The following is a 13,676-nucleotide window of genomic DNA, read 5'->3' as shown; positions in this document are numbered from 1 at the left end:
CGAAGTGACGAAGTGACGAAGTGACGGCGTGGCGCCGCTGGCGGGTGGTCGGCGGTGACGGCTTGATATTGATCCGGATACCGAATCAGGGGGGCGGTGCATACCGACGCATCCGCGCGCTGCTTACTCGGTCGCGTCGAAATCGTCCTCCCGGCCGTTCAGCATCGCGGTCAGCGTGCGCAGGCCGGCATCGAGCTGATCCATGCTCGGCGCGGCCAGCGCGAGCCGGACTGCGTTCGGCGCATGGCCGGACGACACGGCGAAGGTGGTCGACGGCGTCAGCCCGATGTCGCGCCGGGCCGCGGCTGCGACGAGGGCTTGCGAACGCCAGTGCGCCGGCAACGTCAGCCACAGGTGATAGCACTTGCCGTTGGTCCGGACATCGAAACCCGCGAGGCGCTCGATCGCCAGCGCCTGACGCGCGCTGGCGTCGATGCGTTTCAATCTCGCGAGTTCGGCCACGGTGCCGTCGCGCATCAATCGCTGCGCGGCTGCAAACGCGAACCCGGAAGCGGTCCATCCCCCCGAGCGTACCGACGCCATCACGCTTTCGCGCAGCCGCGGCGGCGGCACGATGAAGCCGAGGGTCAGGCCTGGCGTGACCCGCTTGGACAGGCTGTCGATCACGATGCAGGCATCCGGAGCGAGTGCGGCCAGCGGCGGCTCGTCGCCGAGAAAGCCGTAAACGTTGTCTTCGATGACCGGTATGTCGAGCTTGTCGACGACACGCAGCAGGTCGGCGCGGCGAGCGGCGCTCATCGTCGTGCCCAGCGGATTCTGGATGGCTGGCTGAACGTAGATCGCCGACAGCCTGGCCTCGCGGTGAGCCTTTTGCACGGCGTCGGGCCGAACGCCGTCCTCGTCCATCGCCAGCGGCACCAGCGAGATCCCCAGCTTGGCCGCGATGCCCTTGATGAACGGGTAGGTCAGTGCTTCCACGCCACAGCGCCCGCCGGTCGGCACGACCGCGGCAACGGCCGCGGCGATGCTTTGCCGCCCGTTGCCGGTAAACACCAGCTGGTCGGGCGACGGGGCCCATTCATGCTGCGCCAGATACGCGGCGGCAACGCTTCGGATGGCCGGGGTCCCGGTACTCGTCGCTTCGCGTAACGCGGCGTCGAGCTCAGCAGGTCGGTGCAATCCGCGCAGGCTTCTGGTGATCAACGCGGTCTGGGCCGGGACGGTCGGGTAGTTGAACTCGAGATCGATCCGAACGCCGCGCGGCTCGCCCGGCGCAGCAGCCCCGCGTCGCGTCTCGCCCGACACGAAAGTGCCCCGGCCGACTTCACCGACCACCAGGCCGCGGCGCAGCAGTTCCGCGTAGACCCGTCCCGCCGTCGATGCGGCGATGGCATGCAGGTCAGCGAAATGACGCTGCGGAGGCAGGCGGTCGCCCGGCCTGAGCGTGCCGTCGGCAATCTGGGCGGCGATCGCGTCCGCCAATTGCAGATACTCGGAATTCGACATGGATTGCACCGATAACAATGATTATTGAACCGAGGTCAATGTTTTAATTGCACTGAGTTGAACGGCGGTGCATTCTGCTTTCATCAAGTCGATTGTACCGGGGCTGACATGCTTGTGCGGCCCGTGCGGCCAACGGTGCGTTGGTGTACCGCGTCTCCCCGGCATCCCATTGGAGAAGCAGCATGCGTGCAACGCGTTCAACCTGGATCCACCGTGCGGCGATGCAGCCGGTGCGACCCGCTCCGTGGCTGTCCGTCACGCCGCGAATCGAACCGGTAGGGAGGTCGTGATGGCGACGTCAGCTGCGATGGGCCTGCAATTGACGCTGGCCACGATCCTGATCGCGTTTGCCGGTGTGTTCGTGATCGCGTTCATGCGCGGCGCGTTCGGTGGCGGATTCGCGATCATCGGCATTCCGCTGCTGTCACTCGTGATGGACCCGGTGACGGCCGGCGGCTTGCTCGCCCCGTTGTTCATCGCGATGGACCTGTTCGCGCTGCGGTACTGGAAGCCGTCGACGTGGTCGAAGCCCGACCTCGCGTTGCTCCTGCCGGGGCTGGTGATCGGTATCGGGTTCGGTTACCTGGCTTTCCGCTTCCTCGACCATCGCGCCATCGAGTTGTTGATGGCGGTGGTCACGCTGGTCTTCGTCGGGCTGTGGGTGAGGGGCGGCGCGAAACCGACGGTTCGTCCGCGTTCGTCGCCGAAGGCCGTCTCGGCCGGCCTTGCATCGGGCGTCACGACGATGGTCGCGCACTCGGGCGGTCCGCCGCTCGCGATGTATCTGCTGCCGCTCGGCCTCAGCAAGGAGATGTACGCGGGAACGACGAGCCTGTTCTTCACCGTGGGCAATGCGATCAAGGCGGTGCCGTGGCTGCTGATCGTGCAGCCGACCGCGAACGTCTGGGCGTTGATGGCGGTGTGCCTGCTTGCCATTCCGGCCGGCGTGGTGTGCGGCTGGCGGCTTCACGGCAGGCTGGACCAGCGCCTGATTTACCGGAGTTGCTACGGATTGCTCGCGGTGACCGCGTTGAAACTGCTCTGGGACGGCGTTTCCGGCTATCTCGCGTAAAACCGGCGCGCGGCTGTCCTGGTTCCGGTGGCTACAAATCAGTAGTACTGAGATGAAAAACCGCGAAAACAGGAGCATGCGTGCCAATCGATATCCGTCCGCCGGCGCCCTCGCGGCGTCAATTCATGCGCGTGGCCGCAACGGCCGCCGTCTTGGACGGCCGGACCGAGGGACTGACACGGGACGACGTGCTCGACAACGTCACGCTCGATGGCGTGATTGGCGCACTATGCCATGCCCGCCATCTTCGACGCATCGACCACCATCTGCACGCCGAGCCCGCCAAGAATGAGCCCCATCGCCCAGCGCTGCGCGAGCAGCAGCGTCGGGCGCCCGTGCAGGAACGTCGCGATGCGGCTCGAACAGATCGCCACCAGCCCGTTCGCGCAAGCGAACGCGGTAATCAGCAGCGAACCGAGAAACAGCGATTGCCCGAGCACGCTGCCGTTCCCGTAGTCGATGAACTGCGGCAGCAGCGAAATGAACAGCATCGCGAGCTTCGGGTTCAGCACGCTGGTCGTCGCGCCCATCGCGAGGAGCCGAAGCGGGCGCTCGCTCGGCAACGCCCGCACCTCGAACGGCGAGCGGCCGCCGGGCCTGACAGCCTGCCACGCGAGATACAACAGGTATGCCGCCCCGACCACGGCCAGCCCGCTGCCCGCGTAGGGCACGCTCATGAACAGCGTCGTGATCCCGAACGCCGCACCGAACATGTAGAACAGGTAGCCGATCATCACGCCGCCGAGCGAGATGAGCCCCGCGGTGCGTCCCTGCGCGATCGAGCGCGACATCACGTAGACCATGTTCGGCCCGGGCGTGACCGCGAGCATGCCGCCGATGACGAGAAATCCGTAGAGCGATCCGGACGTATGCATGTCTGAAGATTCCTGCAACGAGTGAGGGCTGACGAGATGCATTGTCCGATCGTGGAGGAGAACAGTAAAACGGGATAAACTGAATCGATTAATCAGTTTTTCTGAAGACGATGAAAAAGCTCGACCTCGATGTGCTCGCGATGGTGGTGGCCGTCGCGGAATCCGGATCGTTCGCGCAGGGCGCGCAGGCCGTGCACCGGTCGCCGTCGGCGGTGAGCATGCAGATCAAGGCGCTGGAAGATGCGCTCGGCAAGCCGCTGTTCATCCGCGACACGCGCAACGTGACGCCGACCGACGACGGCGCGATGCTCGCCGAATACGGCCGCCGGATGCTGGCGATGCGCGACGAGGCCTGGGCGTCGGTCGTGCGCCCGGAGATCCGCGGCCGCGTGACGATCGGCGTGCCCGACGATTACATTTCGTCGCTGTTGCCGCAGGTGCTCGGCAAGTTCGCCGCGATGCATCCGCGCGTGGAAATACGCGTGATCGGCCAGCCGAGCAGCGCGCTCGTGCCGATGCTGAAGGACAACACGGTCGACCTCGCGTGCCTCACGCGGATCAAGGGCGTGACCGGCGAGCTGATCCGGCTCGAACCGCTCGTCTGGGCCGGGTCGCCGAAGCGCAATGTGTGGGAAGAACGGCCGCTGCCGGTGGCTTTTTTCACGCACGGCGGCAGCGCAGCGCGCGATCATGCCGTCAAGGCGCTGAACCGGCGGAAGATCCCGTACCGGATGTCGTACGAGAGCCCGAGCCACCTCGGCCTGCTCAGCATGGTGGAGGCCGGGCTCGCGGTCGCGCCGCTGGCGCGCTGCTGCGTTCCCGATCATCTCGTGCAGCTGTCGGAAAGCCACGGGCTGCCGCCGCTTGGCGAAATGGAGGTCGTGCTCGCGCGCAGCGCGCAGTCCGCGCGCCCGCCGTGCGACTACCTGGCCGAGCAGATTCTCGGCGAATGGCGCACCTGAGCGGCCCGACGACGGCCGCGTTTCAGCACGACTTCAGCAGCCATTCGCGGAACGCGACGAGCGACGGCAGCGTCTCGTTCCCCGGCGGGTAGACGAGGTAGTAGCTGCGCTGGCTGGTGATCGCGTCGCCGATCGACACGAGCTCGTGGCGGCTCAGCTCGTCTTCCACCAGCACCTTCGGCACCAGCCCGATCCCCATCCCGGCCCGCACCGCCTGGATCAGGTGCGACGTGAGCTCGAAGCTCGGGCCGATGCGCATCTGCCGATGGTCGAGCCGATAGTGCGAGAACCACTCCGCCCACGCCTGCTGGTTGCTCGTCACGCCGAGCAGCGTCTGCTTCGCGGCCCACGCCGGCGTGCGTGCGTCGGCCTTGCGTCGGCTTCCGCTGCCGGTGTCCGGCGGCGCGATCGCGATCAGGAACTCGTTGTACAGCCGGTGCGCGTGCAGGCCCGGCCAGTCGCCCGCGCCGACGGTGATGGCCGCATCGAGGTCGTCGTTGAGGAAATCGATGCCGCCGATCCGCGAATGGAGGTGCACGGTCACGCCCGGATGCGCGGCGTAGAAATCGTGCAGGTGCGGCAGCAACCATTTCGAGCCGAACGTGGGCAGCGTCGCGAGCCGCAGCGTGCCGGCGCCCGCCTGGTGGGACATCGCCTGCAGCGTCGCGCCGCGGATGCGCCCCAGCGCACCGCTCAGCTCGCTGAAGTAGCGGCGCCCGACCTCGGTCAGCTTGACCGAGCGGCCCTCGCGCCGGAACAGCGGCACGCCGAGCTGATCCTCCAGCGTCTGAACCTGGCGGCTGATCGCGCTCTGGCTCAGCGACAGCTCCTCGGCCGCGCGCGTGTAGCTTTCATGCCGCGCGGCGGCCTCGAACACCAGCAGCAGCGACATCGACGGGGTGAGGCGACGGTAATTCATGAGTTTTATGCAATATTCGCCGGGGCAGAATTCGTTTGTTTATCGTGCAATATCCAAAGATACTGGAATTCCCGGTCGCGTGGAAACTTGCTAAAAAATCATGTTTCGGCCACGCGAACCGGCCGGTTCCACCCACACTGCCGCTTTTAGCCCATGTCGATCGCTTCGTTGCCCCGTCCCGCTAGCCCGCCCGCGCATGCGTACCGTGACTTTCTCGCCGCGCTGCAGGCCGCCGGATTCGCCGGGGAAATCCACGCGGACCATGCGAACCGGACGGTACAGGCCACCGACAACTCGATCTACCAGCGTCTGCCGCAAGCGGTGATCTGCCCCGCGCATGCGGACGACGTCCGGCTGCTGGCGCGGCTGCTCGCCGAGCCCGCGCATCGCGACGTCGCGGTGGCCGCGCGCGGTGGCGGCACGGGCACCAACGGGCAGTCGCTGACCGACGGCGTGGTGGTCGACCTGTCGCGCAACATGAACCGGATCCTCGAAATCGACGTCGAGCAGCGCTGGGTGCGCGTGCAGGCGGGCGTCGTCAAGGATCAGCTCAATGCGGCGCTGAAGCCGCACGGGCTGTTCTTCGCGCCGGAACTGTCGACGTCGAACCGCGCGACCGTCGGCGGGATGATCAACACCGACGCGAGCGGGCAGGGTAGCTGCACGTACGGCAAGACGCGCGACCACGTGCTCGAGCTCGATTTCGTGCTGATGGGCGGCGAGCAGCTGCACAGCGAAGCACTCGCGGACGACGAGCTCGAGCGCCGCTGCGCGCGCGAGGACCGCATCGGCAAGGTCTACCGCACCGCGCGGCGCATCAGCGACGACAAGGCGGCGCTGATCGAAGCGAAGTTTCCGAAGCTCAACCGCTGCCTGACCGGCTACGACCTCGCGCACCTGCGCGAACCCGACGGCCGCTTCAACCTGAACAGCGTGCTGTGCGGCGCGGAAGGCTCGCTCGGCTTCGTCGTCGAGGCGAAGCTCAACGTGCTGCCGATCCCGAAGGTTTCGGTGCTGGTCAACGTGCGCTACGCGGGCTTCATGGACGCGCTGCGTGACGCGCGCGCGCTGCTCGCGCACCAGCCGCTGTCGATCGAGACGGTCGACTCGAAGGTGCTGATGCTGGCGATGAAGGATTTCGTGTGGAGCAGCGTGGCCGAGTATTTCCCGCAGGACGACGCTCGGCCGACGCTCGGCATCAACCTGATCGAATTCAGCGGCGACGATGCGGACGACGTCGACGCGCGTGTGCGCGCATTCGTCGACCATCTGCGCACCGATACGAGCGTGGAACGCCTGGGCCACACGCTCGCGGCCGGCGACGACGCGGTGAAGCGCGTGTATGCGATGCGCAAGCGCGCGGTCGGCCTGCTCGGCAACGTGCAGGGCGAGGCGCGCCCGCAGCCGTTCGTCGAGGACACCGCGGTGCCGCCCGAAAACCTTGCCGCGTACATCGCCGAATTCCGCGCGCTGCTCGACGGCCACGGGCTGCAATACGGGATGTTCGGGCACGTCGATGCGGGCGTGCTGCACGTGCGGCCGGCGCTCGACATGAAGGACCCGAAGCAGGCGGCGCTGGTGCGGCCCGTGTCGGATGCGGTGGCCGAACTCACGCAGCGCCACGGCGGCCTGTTGTGGGGCGAGCACGGCAAGGGCGTGCGCTCCGAATATGCGCCGGCGTTTTTCGGCGAGCTGTATCCGTCGCTGCAGCAACTGAAGGCCGCGTTCGATCCGCACAACCAGTTCAATCCGGGCAAGATCGCGACGCCGCCGGAGAACACGATGCGGCTGCTCAAGATCGACGAAGTGCCGACGCGCGGCGACCACGACCGGCAGATCGACGAGCGTGTATGGCAGAGCTACGGCACCGCGATGCACTGCAACGGCAACGGCGCGTGCTACAACTTCGATCCGGACGATGCGATGTGCCCGTCGTGGAAGGCGACGCGCGAACGCGTGCAATCGCCGAAGGGGCGTGCGTCGCTGATGCGCGAATGGTTGCGCCTGCAAGGGCAGGCCGGCGTCGACGTCGTCGCGGCGGCGCGCGCGCGGCAGCCGTTCCTGGGCGGCCTTGCCACGCGCTGGCGCAACAGCCGCGCGGCGCGCAACGGCGAAGCCGATTTCTCGCACGAGGTGTACGACGCGATGGCCGGGTGCCTCGCGTGCAAGTCGTGCGCGGGGCAGTGCCCGGTGAAGGTGAACGTGCCGGAGTTTCGCTCGCGTTTCCTCGAGCTGTATCACCAGCGTTACCTGCGGCCGCTGCGCGACTACCTGATCGGCTCGCTCGAATTCACGATGCCGTGGATGGCGCGGGTGCCCGCGCTGTACAACGGGCTGATGCGGACGGGATGGGTGCGCACGCTGCTGGAGCGGCACGTCGGCATGGTCGACAGCCCGCTGCTGAGCCGCTTCGATCTCGCGGCCGTGATCCGTCAATGGCACGTGAAGCCGGCCGATCCGCAGGCGCTCGCCGCGCTGAGCGACGCGCAGCGCGCACGCAGCGTCGTCATCGTGCAGGACACGTTCACGCGCTATTTCGATACCGAGCAACTGGCGACGCTGATCGAACTGGCGGCGCGTACGGGTTTTCAGGTGTGGCTCGCGCCGCTTGCACCGAACGGCAAGGCGCTGCACGTGCAGGGCTTCCTGCGCGCGTTCGAGCAGGCGGCGATCCGCAATGCAACGCAGCTGGCCGCACTGGCACGCTCGGGTGTCGCGCTGGTCGGCCTCGATCCGGCGATGACGCTCACGTATCGGCAGGAGTACCTGAAGGTGACGGGGCTCACCGATGTGCCGAAGGTTGCGCTGCCGCAGGAGTGGTTGCTGCAGGCGCTGCCGGAAGCTGGCGACGGTGTCGGCAGCGTGCCCACGTCGTACCGGTTGCTGCCGCACTGCACCGAGAAGACCAATGCGCCCGACAGCGGCAAGCAATGGGCCCAGGTATTCGCGCGGCGCGGGCTGCACTTGAAGGTCCAGGCGACCGGGTGCTGCGGGATGTCGGGTACCTACGGGCACGAGGCGCGCAATCTCGCGACGTCGAAGACGATCTACGCGCAGTCGTGGGCGTCACACGTGGATGGGCCGGAGGACGAAGGCGAGGCGCTGGCGACCGGCTATTCGTGCCGCAGCCAGGTGAAGCGGATGTCGTCGAAGCAGGTGCGCCATCCGTTGCAGGCGCTGCTCGATCACATGCGGGCGGTGGGGTGATTGGTCGGGCGTCGCGTGTCGCGTTGCCCGTGAGATGACTTTCGAGTCAGCGTCGAGCGGCAAGCCTCGTGCCGTCGTCGACGCATGCCGGTGCTCAGGCGTCGGCTTTCGCCGTCTTTCCGGAACGCGGTTTTTCCGCCGCAGGAAACGCACCGCCGCCGCGCGGCCGTTTCGGTTCGATCCGCATCTGCCGGATCACGCGCCGGAAATCGATCTCGTGCGCGGCCATCGTGCCGATCAGTTTCGCGATGACCGCGAGGTGGGACGGGACTGTGCCCTTGCTCGAATAGTTCGTGATCGAGCTTTCGTTCATCCGGATCAGGCGGGCGAATTCGCGCGCCGTCAGCTGTGCCTTCTTCAACTCCTGTTGAAATTCCGCATACGCCATTGCGCACATGATGCTTCGTCTCCGTGAATCAGAATTCGGCCCGCGCGGCGCCGGCGCCGACGGGTGGCGTGCCCGTCGCACCGGCGCCGCCGCGGGTTACATCTTCACCTGGTCGAGGAAGGTCTTCTTACCGCTCTTGTAGCCGTAGATCGAGATGATCCCGTGCGTGAGGTCGCCCTTCGAATCGAACGTCGTCGTGCCGATCACGCCTTCGTACTTCGTCGCCGGCATCGCCGCGAGGATCTTCGCCGGATCGGTCGAGTTCGCGCGCTTCATGGCGTCGACCGCGATGTAGACCGCGTCGTACGCGAACGGTGCATCGAACTTGATGCCCTGGTTGAAGCGCTTCTGGTACTTCGCGAGGAAGTCCGCGCCGCCCGGCATCTTCTCGAGCGCGGCGCCGGCCTGCGAGCACAGCACGTTGTCGGCCGCCGGGCCGGCCAGCTCGGCCAGCGAGTCGGTGCACACGCCGTCGCCGGACAGGATCTTCGCGCGCAGGCCGAGCTGCTTCGCCTGCTTCGCGAGCGGGCCGCCGGTGGCGTCCATGCCGCCGTACATGATCGCGTCCGGGTTCTCGCCCTTGACCTTCGTCAGGATCGCGCGGAAGTCGACCGCCTTGTCGTTGGTCGCGTCGTGCGACAGCACCTTCAGGCCGAGCGCCTTCGCCTTCTTCTCGAACTCGTTCGCGAGGCCCTGGCCGTATGCGGTCGAATCGTCGATCACCGCGACGCTCTTCACGCCCTTCGACTGCGCGTAGCTCGCGAGCGCCGGGCCTTGCTGCGCGTCGGTCGCGACGACGCGGTAGGTCGTCTTGAAGCCTTGCTGCGTGTAGGTCGGGTTCGTGGCCGACGGCGAGATCTGCACGATGCCCGCGTCGCTGTAGATCTTCGACGCCGGGATCGACGTGCCCGAGTTCAGGTGGCCGATGACGGCGACGACCTTGTCGTCGACGAGCTTCTGCGCGACCTGGGTGGCCTGGCGCGGGTCGGCCGCGTCATCCTGTGCATCGAGTTGCAGCGTGATCTTCTTGCCGCCGATCGTGAGACCCTTCGCATTGATTTCCTCGACCGCGAGGCGCGCACCGTTCTCGTTGTCCTTGCCGAGGTGCGAGATGCCGCCCGTCGTCGGTTCGACGCTGCCGATCTTGACGACCTGGTCGGCCATCGCGGTCGACGCGGCCGCGAATGCGGCGGCAGCCAGTGCGACGGTGATCAGGGGTTTGCAGCGCATGCCGACAGTGCTTCGTTCCATCTGCCATCTCCGATTTGAATGTCTTTCTATTGACGTCTCGACCGGCCGACGGCGAGGTCGGGGCGATCGGACGAGTCTCCATACCCATCATGGGCTTCACTGCATCGCGTCCTGCCCCGCGACGTGCCGCCCGGGTGAACGGGCGAATCGGGGCCTGAAACGGTGCAATTCGTATGAATATATATGAAGCCGATTTTGCGCGCTGCAGCGAATCATGTAGCGGGGCGGGCGCAGTGCGGCCAGCGCCCGAAATTCGAAGGCGCCGGATGCCGGAAATCGTGCGCCGCGGCAGGCCACAGGCTGCGATTCGCTGTCGACGGCCTTACGAACGCATCCATTATTCGGCCGGCGGCCGGGACGAAGCCATGGACACTGATGCACGGTCAATCCGGAACTGTTCGGTCGATTTGTCTGCACAGTTTGGACGATCTCGATTGCGCATCCGGTTGCGGGGCCCTGTCTCATCGGGATTGATGTCCTCGTTGTAACGCAACTAACGGTCAAGTTCGGCGACGTCGGCGAACGGATGCGAATCGACAGCCCGCGGCACGCATTCCGCTTTGCAAACACCGGGGTTCGCCCCGGCCGGCTCGCTTGGGAACGTCGGGCCGATCGTGCCGGCCCGATTCGGCACCGATCCTAGGACCGTCCGCGCAACGCCACGAAAATCACGCCGGCAATCGCCAGCAAGCCGCCGCACACCGTCTCGATGCCGGGTCGCTCGCCCGTCAGCGCCATCGACAGAACTGTCGCGACCGCCGGCGTCAGGTAGAGGAAGTTGGCGGCGCGCGCCGCGCCGAAGTAGCCGAGTGCGAAGGTCCAGGTCGCGTAACCCAGCGCGGCGGGGAAGATGCCGAGCATCAGCACGGCCAGCGCGGTGTCGCGCGACCCGCTGCCCAGCGCCACGAGCGCGCCCGGCAGCCACGGCGTGAGCAGCAGCGCGCCGGCCAGCAGCGTATACGCGGTGCAGGCCAGCGCGCCGTACACCGGAATCAGCCGCCGCTGCAGCACGAAATAGCTGGCCGAACACAGGGCCGCGCCGAGGATCAGCGTGCTGCCGGCTCCGAGGACCAGGCCGCCCGGCTGCCCGCGCGCGATCACCGCGATCCCGGCGAGGCTGACCAGCGAGCCGAGCCAGCCCCAGCGATTGAAGCGCTCGCCCAGAAACACGGCGGCCAGCAGCGCCGTGAAGATCGGCAGCGTGTTCACGATGAAGCTCGCCGCGCCGGCCGAGACGGTCTGCTCGCCGGTATTGAGCAGCGCGTTGTAGAGCGCGATGCCGAGAAAGCCGCATAACAGGAAGCGCAGCGCGTCGCCGCGGGTCGGCACGCGCGGCCGCCGCACGGCGAGCCACGCGACGATCAGCACGGCCGCCGTGGCGAAGCGCGCCGCCGCGAGCTGCAGCGGTGTCAGGCCATGCAGGCCGATCCGGATGAACGGGAAAGCGGACGCCCACGAGACGATCGTGAAGGCGACCGCGCCGGCCGCGATCAGCGGCTGCCGCGCAGCGCGCGACGACGGGGTGGAGAGCGTGTTCATGCGTCCATGATGCGGTGTGGCAAGATGCTAAGCTAGCGCACAGATCAGCACGCAGATATGACGACGATTCACAGCTCGATCCGGCGGCCGGCCGGTGCTTCGACCCGCGCGAAGCGCGCGCCGGCGGCGTCGCCCGCCGCAGCGCCGGCGCCGGGTGCGCGGCCGCCGCTCGCGAGTCTCGAGACGGTGTGCACGGTCGCGCGCGAGGGTTCGTTCCTCGCCGCGGCCGATGTCTCCGGCGTGACGCACGGCGCGATCAGCCGGCGGGTGGCCGCTGTCGAAAACTGGCTCGGCCTGCGGTTGTTCGAACGCCATGCGCGCGGCGTGCGCCTGACGCCGGACGGCCAGCGCTTCGTCGGCCGGATCGAGCAGGCGTTCGCGATCATCGACAGTGCGGCCGATCAGTGGCGCTCGCCACGTACGCCGCGACTGGTCAGGATGAGCGTGGTGCCGGCCTTCGCGCAGCTCTGGCTGCTCGAGCGCCAGCATGCGCTCGAGAGCGAGGCGCCCGCGTTACGGATCGAACTGGGCATCGATCTGCGCAACGTGGATATCGCCGGCGGCGAAGCGGATCTGTCGATCCGGTACGGGCGCGGCAACTGGCGTCAGCTCGACACCCGTGCGTTCATGCCGGAACGGCTCTATCCGGTCGCGCATCCGCGGCTTGCCGCGCAACTGGCGAAGGCGCGCCGCCGGCGCGGCGATGCCGCGCTGCTCGACATGCCGTTGCTGCACGATTCCGATGTGACCGGCTGGCGCACGTGGTTCGATGCATTGGGCGTGCCGTTCAAGCCGCGCGCGCAGGATCGCCGTTTCGAGGATTACAACCTCGTGCTGGCCGCCGCCGAGGCCGGGCTCGGCGTGGCGCTGGCGCGGGTACCGCTCGCCGACGCCTATTTCAAGCGCAGCGAACTCGTGCGCGTGAGCCCGCACGAAGTCGATTCGGTGCTCAGGTATTACTTCGTGCATGCGAAGGGGGAGAATCGGCCTGAGGTGCTGGCGTTGATGGAGCGGATGCGGGCGGCGGTGGGGACAGGCGGCTAGCCCTGGCCGGTGTATCGTGTCGGCCCGCCCCGGTAGCGGGTGGGAGCGAAAAAGCGTTGTGCGATACGCGGCACTAGGCTCGGGCCGCCGGATCGACGACAATGCGACCGCGAAAAACGATGAGGTGGAGAGATGAACGAGATTCGAAAAGGGATGCATCCGTGCGGATGCAAGCGAGGTCAACAATGAACAAGCCGGACAAGTCGTCGAAAGCGCGTGCCGCACTCGACCAGCTGTTTTCGGGCATGGCGCCCGCGGACGCGACGCGCGCGTCGCGTCCGGGCAATCCGTTCGAAGCGAGCGCCGACGACGCATCCGCCGGCACGGGCGGGCGCGGCGGTATCGAGGTCACGCTGTCGACCCGGATCCAGTTGCGCGGCTATCCGAATGCGAACGCATTCATGAAGCGCATGGCCGAAGCGTGGGGGCTGGAGTGGGGGATGTACGACAGCGTCAAGGCCATCGCGACGCTGCCCGTCGGATGGCGAGCGCGCCGGCTGCCGGAAGTCACGCAGATCGTCGACGGACACGACGTGCTGCGCGCGGAGAGCAGCCTGCAGGGCGGCGAGATGTCGTATCTGAAAGTGCATCCGCGGTACTACATCGACGCGCGCAAGGGGTTCGGCTGGGGCAAGTCGTCGAAGGCGTCCGACGATCCGGATCTCGACGGCCCCGACTGGAACTGCTTCGTGATCGATCGCGAAAAGTCCATCGAAGTGCACGAACTGACGACCTCGTCGCTGAAAGCCGACATGGACAACGCGCGGGCGACGTTGCTGAAATGGCTGGACGAGAACTATCCGAAACATCGCGATCCTTTCGCTTACTGGTCGGATTGCGAAGGGGCGTCGTAATCTTGCGTGGCTGCCCGGTTCGGGTTCCGGTTCACGGGCACGCGCTGCGCGACCGGCGCCGGAGCGGGTGGGCTGCAAGCCGCTTCGATGCATGGGCC

Annotated in this window: 11 protein-coding genes; 5 read left to right on the top strand and 6 right to left on the bottom strand. The window is 67.1% G+C overall.

What is annotated here, in order from left to right:
* Window positions 1–123: 123 nt before the first annotated feature.
* Entirely contained in the window at window positions 124–1,467 is a 1,344-nt protein-coding gene (locus LGM56_RS14190) for a PLP-dependent aminotransferase family protein (protein ID WP_226205235.1), read from the bottom strand.
* Window positions 1,468–1,756: 289 nt separating this feature from the next.
* Between LGM56_RS14190 and LGM56_RS14185 the strand changes: the two genes are divergently transcribed.
* Window positions 1,757–2,539: a sulfite exporter TauE/SafE family protein gene (locus LGM56_RS14185; RefSeq protein WP_226205234.1), complete on the top strand. Its 783-nt coding sequence runs from the start codon at window positions 1,757–1,759 to the stop codon at window positions 2,537–2,539.
* Window positions 2,540–2,766: 227 nt separating this feature from the next.
* Here LGM56_RS14185 and LGM56_RS14180 read toward each other — a convergent pair whose 3' ends face one another.
* Window positions 2,767–3,414 carry a LysE family translocator gene (locus tag LGM56_RS14180; RefSeq protein ID WP_089498982.1) on the bottom strand — a complete coding sequence of 216 codons (648 nt, stop codon included), beginning with the start codon at window positions 3,412–3,414 and terminating at the stop codon, window positions 2,767–2,769.
* 110 nt (window positions 3,415–3,524) lie between these two features.
* Here LGM56_RS14180 and LGM56_RS14175 point away from each other — a divergent pair, with 110 nt between their 5' ends.
* Window positions 3,525–4,376 (top strand): LysR substrate-binding domain-containing protein, encoded by an 852-nt coding sequence (locus LGM56_RS14175; protein WP_206139231.1) that lies wholly within the window; start codon window positions 3,525–3,527, stop codon window positions 4,374–4,376.
* Window positions 4,377–4,398: 22 nt separating this feature from the next.
* On the opposite strand, the gene LGM56_RS14170 is transcribed toward LGM56_RS14175, so the two are convergent.
* The gene (locus LGM56_RS14170) at window positions 4,399–5,295 is read right to left on the bottom strand and encodes a LysR substrate-binding domain-containing protein (protein ID WP_089498981.1); all 897 of its coding nucleotides are present in this window, start codon (window positions 5,293–5,295) and stop codon (window positions 4,399–4,401) included.
* A gap of 153 nt (window positions 5,296–5,448) precedes the next feature.
* On the opposite strand from LGM56_RS14170, the gene LGM56_RS14165 reads away from it, so the two are divergent.
* Window positions 5,449–8,502, top strand: a complete 3,054-nt coding sequence (locus LGM56_RS14165; protein ID WP_226205233.1) for an FAD-binding and (Fe-S)-binding domain-containing protein — start codon at window positions 5,449–5,451, stop codon at window positions 8,500–8,502.
* A gap of 94 nt (window positions 8,503–8,596) precedes the next feature.
* On the opposite strand, the gene LGM56_RS14160 is transcribed toward LGM56_RS14165, so the two are convergent.
* From LGM56_RS14160 to LGM56_RS14150, 3 genes are all read right to left on the bottom strand, one after another.
* Window positions 8,597–8,899, bottom strand: coding sequence for a DNA-binding protein (locus LGM56_RS14160; protein WP_089498979.1), 303 nt, complete (start codon window positions 8,897–8,899; stop codon window positions 8,597–8,599).
* A gap of 87 nt (window positions 8,900–8,986) precedes the next feature.
* Window positions 8,987–10,141, bottom strand: a complete 1,155-nt coding sequence (locus LGM56_RS14155; RefSeq protein WP_089430007.1) for a branched-chain amino acid ABC transporter substrate-binding protein — start codon at window positions 10,139–10,141, stop codon at window positions 8,987–8,989.
* Window positions 10,142–10,780: 639 nt separating this feature from the next.
* On the bottom strand, window positions 10,781–11,680 hold the full coding sequence (locus LGM56_RS14150) for a DMT family transporter (protein ID WP_226205232.1): 900 nt from the start codon (window positions 11,678–11,680) through the stop codon (window positions 10,781–10,783).
* A gap of 57 nt (window positions 11,681–11,737) precedes the next feature.
* Between LGM56_RS14150 and LGM56_RS14145 the strand changes: the two genes are divergently transcribed.
* Complete coding sequence (locus LGM56_RS14145) at window positions 11,738–12,724, top strand: LysR substrate-binding domain-containing protein (protein ID WP_226205231.1); 987 nt, start codon at window positions 11,738–11,740, stop codon at window positions 12,722–12,724.
* A 185-nt stretch (window positions 12,725–12,909) separates the two neighbouring features.
* The gene (locus tag LGM56_RS14140) at window positions 12,910–13,578 is read left to right on the top strand and encodes a nitroreductase (protein ID WP_089444584.1); all 669 of its coding nucleotides are present in this window, start codon (window positions 12,910–12,912) and stop codon (window positions 13,576–13,578) included.
* Window positions 13,579–13,676: the final 98 nt, after the last annotated feature.

It is taken from the genome of Burkholderia sp. AU38729, from assembly GCF_020419725.1.
Lineage (GTDB): Bacteria > Pseudomonadota > Gammaproteobacteria > Burkholderiales > Burkholderiaceae > Burkholderia.
The sequence above is the reverse complement of the archived record's forward strand: the minus strand, read 5'-3'. Positions and strand labels throughout refer to the sequence as shown.

Bases quoted from the DNA above. Each gene is read 5' to 3' on its own strand.
- LGM56_RS14190 (WP_226205235.1), bottom strand. From the start codon at position 1,467: ATGTCGAATTCCGAGTATCTGCAATTGGCGGACGCGATCGCCGCCCAG.
- LGM56_RS14185 (WP_226205234.1), top strand. From the start codon at position 1,757: ATGGCGACGTCAGCTGCGATGGGCCTGCAATTGACGCTGGCCACGATC.
- LGM56_RS14180 (WP_089498982.1), bottom strand. From the start codon at position 3,414: ATGCATACGTCCGGATCGCTCTACGGATTTCTCGTCATCGGCGGCATG.
- LGM56_RS14175 (WP_206139231.1), top strand. From the start codon at position 3,525: ATGAAAAAGCTCGACCTCGATGTGCTCGCGATGGTGGTGGCCGTCGCG.
- LGM56_RS14170 (WP_089498981.1), bottom strand. From the start codon at position 5,295: ATGAATTACCGTCGCCTCACCCCGTCGATGTCGCTGCTGCTGGTGTTC.
- LGM56_RS14165 (WP_226205233.1), top strand. From the start codon at position 5,449: ATGTCGATCGCTTCGTTGCCCCGTCCCGCTAGCCCGCCCGCGCATGCG.
- LGM56_RS14160 (WP_089498979.1), bottom strand. From the start codon at position 8,899: ATGTGCGCAATGGCGTATGCGGAATTTCAACAGGAGTTGAAGAAGGCA.
- LGM56_RS14155 (WP_089430007.1), bottom strand. From the start codon at position 10,141: ATGGAACGAAGCACTGTCGGCATGCGCTGCAAACCCCTGATCACCGTC.
- LGM56_RS14150 (WP_226205232.1), bottom strand. From the start codon at position 11,680: ATGAACACGCTCTCCACCCCGTCGTCGCGCGCTGCGCGGCAGCCGCTG.
- LGM56_RS14145 (WP_226205231.1), top strand. From the start codon at position 11,738: ATGACGACGATTCACAGCTCGATCCGGCGGCCGGCCGGTGCTTCGACC.
- LGM56_RS14140 (WP_089444584.1), top strand. From the start codon at position 12,910: ATGAACAAGCCGGACAAGTCGTCGAAAGCGCGTGCCGCACTCGACCAG.